This is a genomic window from Nocardioides sp. LMS-CY, from assembly GCF_018732145.1.
Lineage (GTDB): Bacteria > Actinomycetota > Actinomycetes > Propionibacteriales > Nocardioidaceae > Nocardioides > Nocardioides soli.
In genome coordinates this window covers 1,595,221-1,608,078 of sequence record NZ_CP076104.1, presented here as the reverse complement: position 1 = coordinate 1,608,078, position 12,858 = coordinate 1,595,221, and the positions used below count along the sequence as shown (strand labels likewise).

Below are 12,858 nucleotides of genomic sequence, written 5' to 3'. Positions count from 1 at the left end.
TCGGCGGCGGCCCGGGGGCGGGCACAACCGTTCAATTGCACCCGTGACCGCGACCGATCAACGATCGGGCCGCCAGGAGGGCGTCACGGTGAGAGCTGGGCACTCAGCTCGGCGGCGGCACGCTCGACCTGCGGCGCGACCGCGGCCTCGTCGAGACCGGCGTCGAGGGTGACGATGCCGACGCTGGCGTCGAGTCCGGGTACGTCGCGCACCGGCGTGGCCAGTCCGCGCGCACCGACCTGCAGCTCGCCGACGGTCACGACGTACGGCGCGGGGTCGCCGGATCGGCCGAGCAGGATCGCCCGGCCGGCCGCGCCGGCGGCGAGCGGGTGCCGGGAGCCGACCCGGTAGGCGACGTGGTAGTCGGTCCACGACGGCTCGACCACCGCGAGCGCCAGCGCCTCCTCGCCGTCGGCGATCGTCAGGTGTGCCGTGCAGCCGACGGTCTCGGCCAGGTCGCGCAGCACCGGCAGCGCGGCCTCGCGGATCACCGGCTGCACGGCGGTCCCGAGCCGGAGCACTCCGAGGCCGACCCGGAGCCGGCCGCGCGGGTCGCGGCGTACCAGCGTGTGACGCTCGAGCGTCCCGACCAGCCGGTGCACGATGGTGCGGCTGACCTCGAGCTCGGCGGCGAGCTCGGTGATCGTCAGCCCGTCGGGCGCGGCCACGAGTACGTCGAGCACGCGCAGACCGCGATCGAGCGTCTGGGAGATCTCGGCGGCCACGGTGCGAGCGTAGCGAGCCGAGAGCCTGGGTGCTCCCGGCCCCGACGCACCTGACGTGTGTGCTGTGGAGACTCACGTTCCACAGCAGCGAGGTCAGGTGCGTCGCGCGGCCACGGCGAGGTCTGGGTCAGGAGGTCTTGCGCGTCGCCCAGTCGCGGATCCGGTCGATCCGGGCGTGCAGCTGCTCGGCGGTCGCGACCGCCGCGGCCGGGCCGCCGCACTCCTTGCGCAGCGCGGCGTGCGTGATGCCGTGCGCCTGCCCGGTGCGGTGGTACCAGGCGGCGACCAGGCCGTTGAGCTCGCGCCGGAGCACGGCGAGCTGCTCGTGGGCGGAGACCTGCGCGACGGTGTCGGGCTCGGGCTTCGCGGCGCTCGCGGCCTTCTGCTTCTTCGCGCGCTCGCTCTGGCGACTGTGCAGCAGCTCGCGCACCTGGTCGGGCTCGAGCAGGCCGGGGATGCCGAGGAAGTCCATCTCCTCCTCCGACCCGACGTGCACCTCGCCGGCGTGGCCGAACTCGCCGCCGTCGTACAGCACCCGGTCGAAGCGGGCCTCGGAGCCCATCGCCTCGAAGGACCCCAGCAGGTCGTCGGACGCCGCGTCCCCCGCGTTCGCCTCCGCCATCAGCTGGTCCTCGGCCGCGAAGATGTCGCCCTCGTCCTTGACCTTGCGGCCGAGCACGTGGTCGCGCTCGACCTCCATCTCCGAGGCGAAGCCGAGCAGGTTGGGCACCGACGGCAGGAAGACCGATGCCGTCTCCCCCCGGTTACGGGCCCGGACGAACCGGCCGACGGCCTGGGCGAAGAAGAGCGGGGTCGAGGTGGTGGTCGCGTAGACGCCGACCGCCAGGCGGGGCACGTCGACGCCCTCGGACACCATGCGCACCGCGACCATCCAGCGCCGGTCGTTGCCGCTGAACTCGCTGATCCGCTTCGACGCGGCCTTCTCGTCGGAGAGCACGACGGTCGCGGGCTCGCCGGAGATGCCCCGCAGGATCTTGGCGTAGGCGCGGGCGGAGTCCTGGTCGGTCGCGATCACCAGGCCGCCGGCGTCCGGGACGTGCCGGCGTACTTCCGAGAGCCGCTTGTCCGCGGCGGCCAGCACCGACGGGATCCACGCGCCGCCGGGGTCGAGCGCGGTGCGCAGGGCCTGGTTGGTGAGGTCCTTGGTCAGCGGCTCGCCGAGGCGCGCGGCGATCTCGTCGCCCGCGCGCGTGCGCCACTGCATCTCGCCGGAGTACGCCATGAACAGCACCGGCCGGACGACGTGGTCGGCCAGCGCGTGCGCGTAGCCGTAGGTGTAGTCGGCCACCGACCGCGGCACGCCGTCGTCGCCCGGGGCGTAGCTGACGAACGGGATCGGGTTGATGTCGGAGCGGAACGGCGTGCCCGTGAGCGCGAGCCGGCGTGACGCCGGCTCGAACGCCTCCCGGATGCCCTCGCCCCACGACAGCGCGTCACCGGCGTGGTGCACCTCGTCGAGGATCACCAGGGTCTTGAACCGCTCGGTGCGGATCCGCATCGCGAGCGGGTTCACCGCGACGCCGGCGTAGGTCACCGCGACGCCGACGAAGTCCCCCGACGTCTTGCCCTTGCCGGCGGAGTACGTCGGGTCGATCGGGATGCCGGCCCGCGCGGCCGCCTCGGCCCACTGCAGCTTGAGGTGCTCGGTCGGCGCGACCACCGTGATCCGGTCGACCAGCCGGCGGCCGAGCAGCTCGGCGGCGACCGAGAGCGCGAACGTCGTCTTGCCCGCCCCCGGCGTTGCGACCGCGAGGAAGTCGCGGGGGTGGTCGTCGAAGTACTGCTTCATGGCAGCGGACTGCCACGCACGCAGGGAGGTCGCCGTACCCCAGGCGGCGCGCTCTGGCCAGGCCGGGCCCAGCCTCGATCCGAGAGGCGCGTTGGGCTGGGGATCGGCCGCCGGCCGACCCGTCACTCGTCGGACCCGCTGCCGCCGCCGGCGTCGTCGCGGAGCGACTCCCAGACTTCCTTGCACTCGGGACAGACCGGGAACTTCTCCGGCGCGCGGCTGGGCACCCAGACCTTGCCGCAGAGCGCCACGACGGGGGTGCCCATCACCATCGCCTCGGTGAGCTTGTCCTTCTCCACGTAGTGGGAGAACCGCTCGTGGTCGCCCTCATCGGTCGGGACGGTACGGCGATCCTCACGGACGTCCGTGTCTGTCGAGAAGCCGATGGTGGTCACGGACGAACACCTTACGTCAGAGGTGCCCCGGAGAGGGACTGCCGTCGCGCCGGCACCGGTCAGTTCAGCTCGGGATCGAACGGGCGCGTCGAGTGCCAGGCCAGCTCGCCGGGCTGCCGGCGCAGCACCTCGCGCCACAGCTCGGCGGTGTCGATCCGGAACGCGTCGACGCTCTCGGCGGGGACGACGTACCAGCTGCCCTCGGCGATCTCGCCGTCGAGCTGGGCGGCGCCCCACCCGGCATACCCGGCGAAGATCCGCAGCTCGGCCAGGCTCCCCTCGATCAGCTCCACCGGCGTGTCGAGGTCGACGAGGCCCAGCCGACCCTCGAGGGCGCGGAAGCCCACCGGGGCGTCGTCGGCATCGCGCAGCAGGGCCACGGCGAGCGCGCCGTCGGTGCCGACCGGGCCTCCGTGGAAGAGCACGTCGGGTTCGCTGACCACGTCGGTCCAGGCATCGAGCACGTCGTCGACGCGGACGGCGGAGGGCCGGTTGAGCACCACCCCGAGCGCGCCGTCGTCGTCGACGTCGAGCAGCAGCACGACGCTGTCGGCGAAGTTCGGGTCGAGGAGCGCAGGCGTCGCCAGCAGCAGCATCCCCGCGCGTGCCTCGCTCATGGCCCCATCATCACGCACCCCTCCAGTCACGGCATCGCCCGGATCATGCGAGGCCGGCCCAGCAGCCGGCGCCCTCGGCCCACCACATAGGTTCGGGACATGGGCGAGCGGATCACCGAGGACGTCAAGCGCGTGGCTCGCGCGATGCTCAAGGAGTTCGACGACCTGATGACCAGGATCGTCACGGAGGTCTGGTCGTCGGTGCCGGCCTACGCCGAGCTGATGCTGCACCAGAGTGAGCTGCGCGAGCGGACTCGGGAGAACGTGCACAACGTCATCACCTGCCTGCTCGAGGACCGGGAGCCGACCGCGGAGGAGCTCGCCCGCGCGACGGCCACCGGGGAGCGGCGCGCGATCCAGGGGGTCTCCGCCTCCTCCGTGATCCAGTCGTTCCGCACCGCGGAGCGGGCCCTCAACGAGGAGTACGTCGACTGGTGCGCGCGCATGCAGGTGCAGCGGGCCAACATCGGCAGCGGCCGCGCCGCGATGATCCGCTGCCTGGACGCCCTGGAGCAGGCGATGCTCGAGGCGCACATGGAGATCCAGCGCCAGGTCGAGGAGGACCTGCGACTCAGCGAGCCCGGCCTCTTCCGGCGGCTGGCGACGGGATCCAGCGTCGAGCTGGCCGACCTGCAGCGCCTGGCCGTCACGATGGGCATCGACGACCCCGAGCGGGGCACGTTCGTGATCGTCGCGCTCGCCTCCCGGGTCCGGGCCGACCGCGCCGCCATGGAGCGGCACCGGCACCGCTTCGTGTCGAGGCTGCGGCAGCTCTTCGCCGTGCCGGTGCTGTCGGGCACCGTCGAGGCCGAGGGCCTCGAGTGGGTGACCCTCTTCGCGATGCCCTGGCGGGGCGACGACCTGCGGAGCCTGGCCACGCGGATCGCCGACTCGTTCCGGTACGACGCGGCGACCGACGTCGTCGCCGCGATCAGCAACACCTGCGTCGGCATGTCCGGCCTGGGCACCGCGTGCAAGCAGGCGATCACCACCCTGGAGTCGCGGTCGGCGACCGACGACGGCCCACCCGTACACCTCTTCCGCGATCGCCTGCTGGAGGTGATGGTGCACCGCGATCCGCCGATGGGGCGGCACCTGGTCCAGCGCTACCTCGAGCCGCTGGAGGGCGGTGGCGACCTCCTGGTCACGCTGCGCACGCACCTCGAGCAGGACCTCTCGGTGCGGGCCACGGCCGAGGCCCTGCACGTGCACAAGAACACCGTCGTCTACCGGCTGCGGCGCATCGAGGAGCGCACCGGCCTGCTCACCCGGCGACCACGCGACCTGGCGAAGCTGGTGCTGGCGGTGGAGGCGTGGGAGGCCTCCGGCGAGTAGTGCCCACCTGGGGGCACGGACTCAGCCGTCGACGAGCCCGGCCTCCCGCGCGACCCGCACCAGCGCGGAGACCAGCTCCTCCGGCGCGGCCGTGCCGTCGTCGATGACCACCAGCGAGTCGACCCCGGCGTCGCGCATCGCCAGCAGCCCCGCGACCGCGTCGTCGACCGTGCCGGAGATCGTGACCGCCCCGACGCAGTCGTCGTCCACGAGCTCGGCGGCCGACTCCCCGGCCCGCAGCCGGCGCTGCAGCTCGGCCGCGAGGTCCTGGTCGATGCCGGCGTGCTCGGTGATCGCGGAGGCGCCGTGCATGCCCAGGTAGCGCGCGGTGTGGGCACGCAGCCGCTCCCGCGCGCCGGTGGTCGTGGTGTCGAGGGTGAAGGAGGCGTACGCCGTCACCTCGGTCGGCCGGTAGGTCTCGCGGACCCAGCGCACGTAACCGGCGGACGAGAGCACCGAGAGCATCAGGCCGTCGGCCAGCTCCGCGCCCCGAGCGAGCGCCCGCGGCCCCTTGACGCCCCAGACGATGGGCACCTGCTGCGGCGGCGTGGCGTCCAGGGCGCAGCTCATCTGCGTGCCGAGCACCTCGCCCTCCAGCCGGCCACCGGCGAGCAGCACCCGCAGGGCGGCGGTGTAGTCGGCGAGCACCCCGATGGGCCGCTCGAAGGGGATGCCCAGCTGCTCCTGCATCCACCGTGCGTTCGAGGCGCCCAGGCCGAGCACGCTGCGGCCGGCGGAGACCTCGGCCAGCGCGTGGGCCTCCATCGCCATCAGGGCGACGTGCCGGGTCCACGGGTTCACCACGCCGAGGCCGATGCGGACCCGCTCGGTGACCGCGGCGATCGCGCCGGCCACGGCGAACGCGCCGCGCTCGAGGTAGTCCTCACTGACCCACACGTCGTGCAGTCCGGCCCGCTCGGCGAGCCGGGCGAGGTCGACCGCGTCGGCGGCGCTGCGACGTCCGGACGGCGCGACTCCCAGCCTCATCGGCCGGCCCCCTCCCCGATCGCGGCGTCGAGCGCCGCCAGGGTCGGCTCGATCACCGGCACCTCCGGCAGGGTGGCGGCCGTCGTCGGGATGTCCTTCAGGCCGGTCGACGTGGCGAGCAGCACGACCCGGTCCTCGGGCCGGGCGACGCCCCGCTCGATCAGCTCGGGAAGTGCGGCCACCGTGGTCGCCGACGAGGCCTCGACGAAGAGCCCGTCGCTCGCCGCCAGGCGGCGCTGCCCGGCCATGGTCTGTGCGTCGTCGAGCGAGACCGCTGCTCCCCCGGTCCGGACGAGCGCGTCCCATCCCTGCCAGGTCGCCATCGGAGTGGCGATCGAGAACGACACCGAGTCCGACACCGGCACGGTCGCCGCGGCGCGGAACCCCTCCTGCAGGGCGTGGCCGTACGGGCCGAACGGCTCGGTGGCCACCAGCCGCGGCACGCTGCTGCTCAGGCCCAGCTCGACCAGATCCTGGAAGCCGCGCGCCAGGCCGGCGAGCGCGTCGCCGTACGCGACCGGGGTGACGACCACATCGGGCACGTCGCCCAGCTGGGCGTGCAGCTCGTAGGCGATCGTCTTGTAGCCCTCGCAACCGAACGGGTTGGAGCCCGAGGGCGGCCCGACGAAGCCGGACATCGGCACCCAGCCGCGCTCCTCGACGGCCTGCCGCATGATCACCCACCGGTCGGTGGGCTTCTCCACGGCGACGGTCTGGGCGCCGTAGGCCTGCATCATCGTCTTCATGGCCAGCGGCACCGAGGCGAGGGTGAGCACCACGCAGCGTAGCCCGGCGCGGGCGGCGTACGCCGCGACCGCGGCGCCGTGGTTGCCGGTGCTGGAGACCACGACGGTGTCGCGGCCCTGCTGCACGGCCTTGGTGACGGCCACCGCGGCCAGCCGGTCCTTGTAGGACCAGGTCGGGTTGCGCGACTCGTCCTTGACGTAGAGGTGCGGCAGGCCGAGCTCGGCACCGAGGTTCTCGGTCGCGACCAGGGGCGTGTCCCCCTCGCCGAGGCTGACCACCGGTCCCGCCTCGATGGGCAGCAGCGGGCGGTAGCGGAAGAGCCCGGGGTCGTCGGTCGTCTCGAGCCCCCGCGCCCGGGCGAGGTCGTAGGCCGGCACGGCGTAGACGTGGCCGCCGTCGACCTCCGTCGGGAGGTAGGCGTCCTCCTCGGCCACCTTGTCGCCGGTGACCGGGTGCACGAGGTGGCCCAGGTAGGCGCTCACAGCGGCACCACCTGGAGCTCGCGGCGACGGTCGCTCAACAGCCGGATGCCGTCGTCGGTCACCACCAGCGCGTCCTCGACCATCATCCCGCCCCAGCCCAGCTCGTAGTAGGGGGTCTCGAAGCAGAAGGTCATCCCCGGCTCCAGCTCCCGGTCGTGCCCGGGCGCCACGATCGGCGCCTCGTAGACCTCGAGGCCGATGCCGTGACCGCAGTGCTGCCGCCGGTACGGCGCGGGGCCGCCGTGGGTCTCGACCGAGCGGACGGCCAGGTCGAACAGCTCGGAGGCCAGCACGCCGGGCCGGGCACGGGCGAACTGGTCCTCCTCGGCGGCCAGGATGGCGTCGTAGAACTGCTGCTGGCGTGCGGAGGGCTCGCCCAGGACCGCCGTACGCCCCAGGTCGGCCCAGTAGCCCTCGCGGGTGCCGCCCACGTCGAAGCGGAGCAGGTCCCCGGCCTCCAGCGCACGGTGGGTCGCGGAGGCGTCGGCCAGCGCGGAGCGCGGCCCCGAGGTCACCACCACGAACCGGGGCTCGAGGTCCTCGGCCACGAGGGTGCCGGAGACCACCCGGGCGATCTCGGCCTCGGTCACGCCGACCGCCGCGGCATCGATGCCGGCCAGGATGGCCTTCTCGACGACGCGAGCGGAGGCCTCGAGGAGGTCCACCTCGCCGGGCAGCTTGACGGCACGCACGCCGGCGAACCAGTCGCTGGCGTCCACGAACTCGACCTGCGGCAGCAGCTCGGCGAGCCGGCGGCGCAGCGGCTCGGGGCAGGCGCGCTCGTCGAGCCCGACCCGGGTCGGGTCGCCGGCCGCACGGAGCGCGGCGGCGATGGCGGCCGCGTAGTCGGCGTGCTGCTCGACCAGCTGGGTGGCCCGGGCCGCGCCGTCGGCGGACTCGAAGAAGAAGCGCCCGTAGGCGCAGTAGTCCTCCTCCGCCAGGCCGGCGTCGAAGCCCGGAGCGCTGTCGGAGACCGGACCGGCGATCGTCAGCCGGTCGCCGGACAGGACAGCCGCCAGCGGCGACGTGCCATGCACGACGGCGGCGACGCTGCGGTAGCCCGTCGCGTAGTCGACGTTCGCCGCGCTGAGCGCGAGCACCACGTCGACGCCGGCGGCCGGCAGCGCACCGCGGAGCTTGTCCCGCCGGGCCCGGATCAGGGCGGGGTCGATCCCGCGCGCACTCATCGGTCGTCCCCGGCCCCGCCCGCCTCACGACGGTAGGGCTGGATGACGTTCTCGGAGAACCACGCCATGTTGTCGAGCGTCTCCTCGACGGTGTTGCAGGCGAAGAGCAGCGCCGAGAGCGTGGTCACGCCGGCCTCGGCGTACGCGTGCACCTGCTCCAGCATCTGCTGGCCGTTGCCGATCAGGTTGCGGCTCACGAAGTCGGAGGTGTCCTGGTCCTTCAGGGTGCTCTTCGACAGCGACCGCATGTGGGCGTAGAGCTGGGACTCCTCGAACCGGGCGATGGCGTCCTGGGTGTCCTTGCCGATGGAGACCGAGAGCTGCGGCGCGACGTCGAAGTCCGCGGGCAGCTCGCGGCCGTTCGCCTCGGCGATGGCCCGGATCGCGTCGAGGCCCTCGGTGACCTCGGCCGGGGTGAGCACCGCCGGGATCCAGCCGTGGCAGAACTTGGCGGCGCGGATGCGCGAGCCCTCGGAGTTGCCGCCGGAGAGGATCGGGAGCACCTCCTGGCGCGGCCGCGGGAAGCTCTCCACGTCGCGGAAGTTCACGAACTCGCCCTCGTAGGTCGCGCTGCGGTCGCGGAAGATCACCTGCAGGGCCTCGAGGTACTCGTCGGCCTGGCGCCCGCGGTGCAGCTTGGCGCCGGGCCAGATCGCCTCGGCCTCCTCGCGGTAGGCACCGATGCCGACGCCCATCTTGAAGCGGCCGCCCGACAGCTGGTCGAGGGTGGCGGCCTGCTTGGCCAGCACGGCGGGGTTGCGGAAGGAGAGCACCGTGATCGCCGTGCACAGGTGCAGCGTGGTGGTCTCCGCGGCGACGTACGCCAGGTAGAGGTAGGGGTCGTAGTAGCGCGGCGGCTCGGGGAACTCCTCGCGCACGTAGTGCTGGGTGGTCACGTGATCGTTACCCCAGACTCCGTCGAAACCGAGGCGCTCGGCCTCGACGGCCAGCTGCACGGCCTGTTCGGGGCTCGCGTAGGGGACGGGGTACATCAGGCCTTCGGTTCCGGTGGGAACGCCGAGTCCGAAACGCATCACGGTGCTGTCTCCTCATCAAAGGGGTGGGCTGAAGGGGGATCGATGGCAGCGCCCACAGGTGTGTCGGGGACGGCTGCCGCGGGCAGGGCCTCGAGCCGCAGGTGGCGACGGCGGCGGGCCGGGTCCAGCGTCGGTACGGCGTCCAGGAGCCGCCGGGTGTAGGGGTCCGTGGGTGCCGTCAGCACCTCGCGACCGCCCTCCTCGACGATCCGGCCGTGCTGCATCACGATCACGTCGTGCGCGATCGCCTGGGCGACGTCGATGTCGTGCGTGATGAAGATGTAGCTGAGCTGCCGCTCGGCCTGGAGCTCGCGCAGCAGGTTCACGATGTGGCCGCGGATGGACTGGTCGAGGCCGCTGGTCGGCTCGTCGAGCACCACGAGGTCGGGATCGGGCGCCAGGGCCCGGGCGATGGCGACCCGCTGCTGCTGACCGCCGGAGAGCTCGGCCGGCCGCCGGTGCCGCAGCTCGCGGGGCAGGTGCACCGCGTCGAGGAGCTCGTCGACGCGGGTCGAGGCCTCGCTGCGGCTCATCCGCAGCAGCACCCGCAGCGGCTCGGCCAGCGTGGTCTCCACCCGGAACTTGGCGTTGAGCGACTGCAGCGGGCTCTGGAAGACGGTCTGCACCCGCCGCCGCAGGGGGCCGCGGAACGCTCGCCGGTCGACGGTGGTCCCGTCGATCGTCACGGTCCCGGAGGTCGCGGTCTCCAGCCCGGCCACGATCGAGCCCAGGGTCGACTTGCCCGACCCGGACTCGCCGACCACGGCGAGGGTCCGGCCGGCGACCAGGGAGGCGCTGACCCCGTCGAGCGCGTGCAGGGTGGCGCGGCCAGTGCGGTACTCCTTGCGCAGGTCGCAGATCTCGAGCATCGTCACGGGCCGACCTCCAGCTCGCGGGCCGAGTCGAGCAGGTAGCGCGTGTACTCGTGGGTCGGGTTGCTGAGCACGTCGTGCGTCTCCCCCGTCTCCACGAGCCGGCCCTGGTTGAGCACGTTGACCCGGTCGCAGGTCTCCGCCACGACGCCGAGGTCGTGGGTCACCAGGAGCACGCTGCACTGGATCTCCTCGGTCAGCGCGACGACGAGGTCGAGGATCTGGGCCTGCACGGTCACGTCGAGTGCGGTGGTGGGCTCGTCGGCCAGCAGTAGCTGCGGACGGCAGGCCAGGGCCATCGCGATCATCACCCGCTGGCACATGCCGCCCGAGAGCTGGTGCGGGTACTTGCGGGCGGCCTGGGCGGGCTCGACGATCCGGACCTGCTCGAGCAGGTCCACCGCCGCGGCGCGGGCGGCGCGCCGCTCCTTCCCCTGGTGCAGGGACACCATCCGGGCGACCTGGTCGCCGACGCGCATCAGGGGATTCAACGAGTCGCGGGGATTCTGGAAGATCATCGCGAACCGGTGCGCGACCGACCGCCGGGCGACCGACGTGACGTCGGTGCCGTCGACGAGGATGCGTCCGGCCGTCTGCACGACGCCGCGGGGCAGGATGCCCATCACCGCGAGCGACGTCATCGACTTGCCCGAGCCCGACTCGCCGACGAGGCCGACGATCTCGCCGGGTGCGATGTCGAAGCTGACGTCGTCGAGGATCGTGGCCCGGCCGGGCACCTCCACCCGAAGGTTCTCCACTGCGAGGCGGGTCACTGCCGGTCACCTCCCAGGTCGTCGCCGATGAAGTGCAGCGCCATGACCGTGACCGCGATCATCAGGCCCGGGAAGAAGGCGGTCCACCACTGGCCGGTGAGCATGTTCGCGGCTCCCTCGGCCACCATCACGCCCCACTCCGCCGTCGGCGGGTGGATGCCGACGCCGAGGTAGGCGAGGCCGGCGACGTTGAGGATCGAGTAGCCGCAGACCAGGGTGAGCTGCACCGCCGCCGGCCGGATCGAGTTCGGGAGCAGGTGCCGGAAGGCCACGCGGGGCCAGCGGGCGCCGGAGACGCGGGCCGCGGCGACGTAGTCGAGCTCGCGCTCGCTGAGCACCTTCGAGCGCACCAGGCGCACGAACGGCGCGACCTGGGCGATCGCCAGCGCGATCGCCAGCTTCGGCAGGGACTCCCCCAGCGAGACCAGGAGGATCATCGCGAGCACGAACCCGGGGAAGGCCATCAGGATGTCGACGGCGCGCATGATCACGTCGTCGACGATGCCGCCGAGGTAGCCGGCCACCACGCCGATCGCGGAGCCGATCACCATCGCCAGGACCGCCACGCTCACGCCGATCGCGAGGTCGAGCCAGATCGCGTTGACGCAGCGGGAGAAGACGTCGCGACCGTAGCTGTCGGTGCCGAACCAGTGGCTGGCGGACGGCGAGAGGAAGGGGTCGGCGACCCGCTCGCTCGGGTCGGCCAGCAGGAAGGGCCCGATCGCCCCGAGGACGACCAGCACGCCGATGATCACGACACCGACGACGAGGGACTTCCGGCGCCGGAGGGCCTCCACCCGAGCGGGGAACGTCGTACTGCTCATGAGCTGCTCCCTCCCAGACGCACGCGCGGGTCGATGAGTCCGTAGACGAGGTCGACCACGAGGTTGAGCAGGATGTAGAGCGTGCCGATGATCAACGCGTAGCCCTGCAGGAGGCCGAGGTCGTTGCTGCCGAGCGCGTCGTAGGCGACCCGGCCCATGCCCGGCCAGTTGAAGAGCCGCTCCACGATGATGTTGCCGCCGAGCAGGAAGCCGAAGACCAGTCCGATCGCGGTCAGGACCTGGAGCATCGCGTTGCGCAGCTGGTCGCGCAACAGCACCTCGCGCCCCGGGACGCCGTACGCCCGGGCGGTCCGGACGAAGCCGGAGTCCGCCGTCTGCAGCACCGCGGAGCGGACCATCTTGAGCACCGCCGCGGAGGCGCCCAGGCCGAGGGTGAGCGCGGGCAGGAACAGGAACTGCATCGACTGGCCCGCGAGGGCGAAGTCACCGGCCAGCAGGCTGTCTACGACGTAGAGCCCGGTCACCTCGGGTGGTGGTGGCGTGCCGATCGGGAGCCGGCCGACGGGCCCGGGGAACAGCTGCCAGGTCGAGTAGAGCCCGAAGATCAGCAGCAGGCCCAGCCAGATCGGCGCCATCGAGGAGCCGAGCACCGCGAACAACCGAGCCAGGGCATCGCTCGGCCGTCCGGGCCGGGCCGCGGCGAGGAGGCCTAGGGGGAAGCCGAGCAGCAGGGCGATCACCAGGCCCGCGACCGCGAGCTCGATGGTGGCGGGGAGCCGGTCGAGAAGCTCGTCGCTCACCGGCCGACCGGTGGAGACCGCCGGGCCCATGTCGCCATGGAGAAGCCCCGTCGAGTAGTCGAGGAGCTGCCGCGGCAGCGGGTCGTCCAGCCCGAGCTGGGTGCGCAGGGTCTCGATGTCGGCCTGGCTGGCCTCCGGGCCGAGCCGAGCGGCCGCGGAGTCTCCGGGCAGCACGCGCACGACGAGGAAGGTGACCAGGACCAGTCCGATCACGGTGACGGCCGAGATCAGCAGGCGGCGCAGGACATAGCGCAACACTGCGGGTACACCTCCTTGGCGCGACGGGCGGGGCGTGGGGTTGGGCGG

Annotated in this window: 13 protein-coding genes; 1 reads left to right on the top strand and 12 read right to left on the bottom strand. The window is 72.8% G+C overall.

Translation table 11 applies throughout. From position 1 onward, the window contains the following. Nucleotides 1-83 precede the first annotated feature (83 nt). The 4 genes from KM427_RS07675 to KM427_RS07660 all read right to left on the bottom strand — a co-directional run bounded on the left by KM427_RS07675 (nt 84) and on the right by KM427_RS07660 (nt 3,547). Nucleotides 84-725: an IclR family transcriptional regulator gene (locus tag KM427_RS07675; RefSeq protein ID WP_215526833.1), complete on the bottom strand. Its 642-nt coding sequence runs from the start codon at nt 723-725 to the stop codon at nt 84-86. A 127-nt stretch (nt 726-852) separates the two neighbouring features. Further along, nucleotides 853-2,535, bottom strand: a complete 1,683-nt coding sequence (locus KM427_RS07670; protein WP_246389940.1) for a DEAD/DEAH box helicase — start codon at nt 2,533-2,535, stop codon at nt 853-855. A gap of 122 nt (nt 2,536-2,657) precedes the next feature. Beyond that, nucleotides 2,658-2,921 carry a DUF3039 domain-containing protein gene (locus tag KM427_RS07665; protein WP_215527546.1) on the bottom strand — a complete coding sequence of 88 codons (264 nt, stop codon included), beginning with the start codon at nt 2,919-2,921 and terminating at the stop codon, nt 2,658-2,660. Between the two features lie 68 nt (nt 2,922-2,989). Next, the gene (locus KM427_RS07660; protein WP_183591037.1) at nt 2,990-3,547 is read right to left on the bottom strand and encodes a YqgE/AlgH family protein; all 558 of its coding nucleotides are present in this window, start codon (nt 3,545-3,547) and stop codon (nt 2,990-2,992) included. Between the two features lie 99 nt (nt 3,548-3,646). On the opposite strand from KM427_RS07660, the gene KM427_RS07655 reads away from it, so the two are divergent. Beyond that, nucleotides 3,647-4,882 carry a PucR family transcriptional regulator gene (locus KM427_RS07655; RefSeq protein ID WP_183591038.1) on the top strand — a complete coding sequence of 412 codons (1,236 nt, stop codon included), beginning with the start codon at nt 3,647-3,649 and terminating at the stop codon, nt 4,880-4,882. Nucleotides 4,883-4,903: 21 nt separating this feature from the next. Here the strand turns inward: KM427_RS07655 and KM427_RS07650 are convergent, their stop codons facing one another. From KM427_RS07650 to KM427_RS07615, 8 genes are read right to left on the bottom strand one after another with little or no spacing between them, the layout of a single operon-like run. Further along, nucleotides 4,904-5,869, bottom strand: coding sequence for an LLM class flavin-dependent oxidoreductase (locus KM427_RS07650; protein WP_215526832.1), 966 nt, complete (start codon nt 5,867-5,869; stop codon nt 4,904-4,906). After that, complete coding sequence (locus tag KM427_RS07645; protein WP_215526831.1) at nt 5,866-7,098, bottom strand: threonine synthase; 1,233 nt, start codon at nt 7,096-7,098, stop codon at nt 5,866-5,868. Before KM427_RS07645 ends, KM427_RS07650 begins: the two co-directional genes overlap by 4 nt. Beyond that, a complete protein-coding gene (locus KM427_RS07640) occupies nt 7,095-8,285 on the bottom strand; it encodes a M24 family metallopeptidase (protein ID WP_215526830.1) in 1,191 nt (396 codons plus the stop codon). Before KM427_RS07640 ends, KM427_RS07645 begins: the two co-directional genes overlap by 4 nt. Then, a complete protein-coding gene (locus KM427_RS07635; protein ID WP_252275138.1) occupies nt 8,282-9,277 on the bottom strand; it encodes a TIGR03619 family F420-dependent LLM class oxidoreductase in 996 nt (331 codons plus the stop codon). Before KM427_RS07635 ends, KM427_RS07640 begins: the two co-directional genes overlap by 4 nt. Nucleotides 9,278-9,318: 41 nt before the next feature. After that, the gene (locus tag KM427_RS07630) at nt 9,319-10,191 is read right to left on the bottom strand and encodes an ABC transporter ATP-binding protein (protein WP_252275373.1); all 873 of its coding nucleotides are present in this window, start codon (nt 10,189-10,191) and stop codon (nt 9,319-9,321) included. Between the two features lie 2 nt (nt 10,192-10,193). Then, entirely contained in the window at nt 10,194-10,967 is a 774-nt protein-coding gene (locus KM427_RS07625) for an ABC transporter ATP-binding protein (protein WP_183591042.1), read from the bottom strand. Continuing rightward, nucleotides 10,964-11,791 carry an ABC transporter permease gene (locus KM427_RS07620; protein WP_183591043.1) on the bottom strand — a complete coding sequence of 276 codons (828 nt, stop codon included), beginning with the start codon at nt 11,789-11,791 and terminating at the stop codon, nt 10,964-10,966. Before KM427_RS07620 ends, KM427_RS07625 begins: the two co-directional genes overlap by 4 nt. Further along, nucleotides 11,788-12,810, bottom strand: coding sequence for an ABC transporter permease (locus tag KM427_RS07615; protein ID WP_183591044.1), 1,023 nt, complete (start codon nt 12,808-12,810; stop codon nt 11,788-11,790). Before KM427_RS07615 ends, KM427_RS07620 begins: the two co-directional genes overlap by 4 nt. Between the last annotated feature and the right edge of the window lie 48 nt (nt 12,811-12,858).

What these genes read in the sequence shown, in the direction of transcription:
- KM427_RS07650 (WP_215526832.1), bottom strand. Translation starts at nt 5,869, where the DNA reads ATGAGGCTGGGAGTCGCGCCGTCCGGACGTCGCAGCGCCGCCGACGCG.
- KM427_RS07630 (WP_252275373.1), bottom strand. Translation starts at nt 10,191, where the DNA reads ATGCTCGAGATCTGCGACCTGCGCAAGGAGTACCGCACTGGCCGCGCC.
- KM427_RS07635 (WP_252275138.1), bottom strand. Translation starts at nt 9,277, where the DNA reads ATGTACCCCGTCCCCTACGCGAGCCCCGAACAGGCCGTGCAGCTGGCC.
- KM427_RS07620 (WP_183591043.1), bottom strand. Translation starts at nt 11,791, where the DNA reads ATGAGCAGTACGACGTTCCCCGCTCGGGTGGAGGCCCTCCGGCGCCGG.
- KM427_RS07660 (WP_183591037.1), bottom strand. Translation starts at nt 3,547, where the DNA reads ATGAGCGAGGCACGCGCGGGGATGCTGCTGCTGGCGACGCCTGCGCTC.
- KM427_RS07655 (WP_183591038.1), top strand. Translation starts at nt 3,647, where the DNA reads ATGGGCGAGCGGATCACCGAGGACGTCAAGCGCGTGGCTCGCGCGATG.
- KM427_RS07670 (WP_246389940.1), bottom strand. Translation starts at nt 2,535, where the DNA reads ATGAAGCAGTACTTCGACGACCACCCCCGCGACTTCCTCGCGGTCGCA.
- KM427_RS07640 (WP_215526830.1), bottom strand. Translation starts at nt 8,285, where the DNA reads ATGAGTGCGCGCGGGATCGACCCCGCCCTGATCCGGGCCCGGCGGGAC.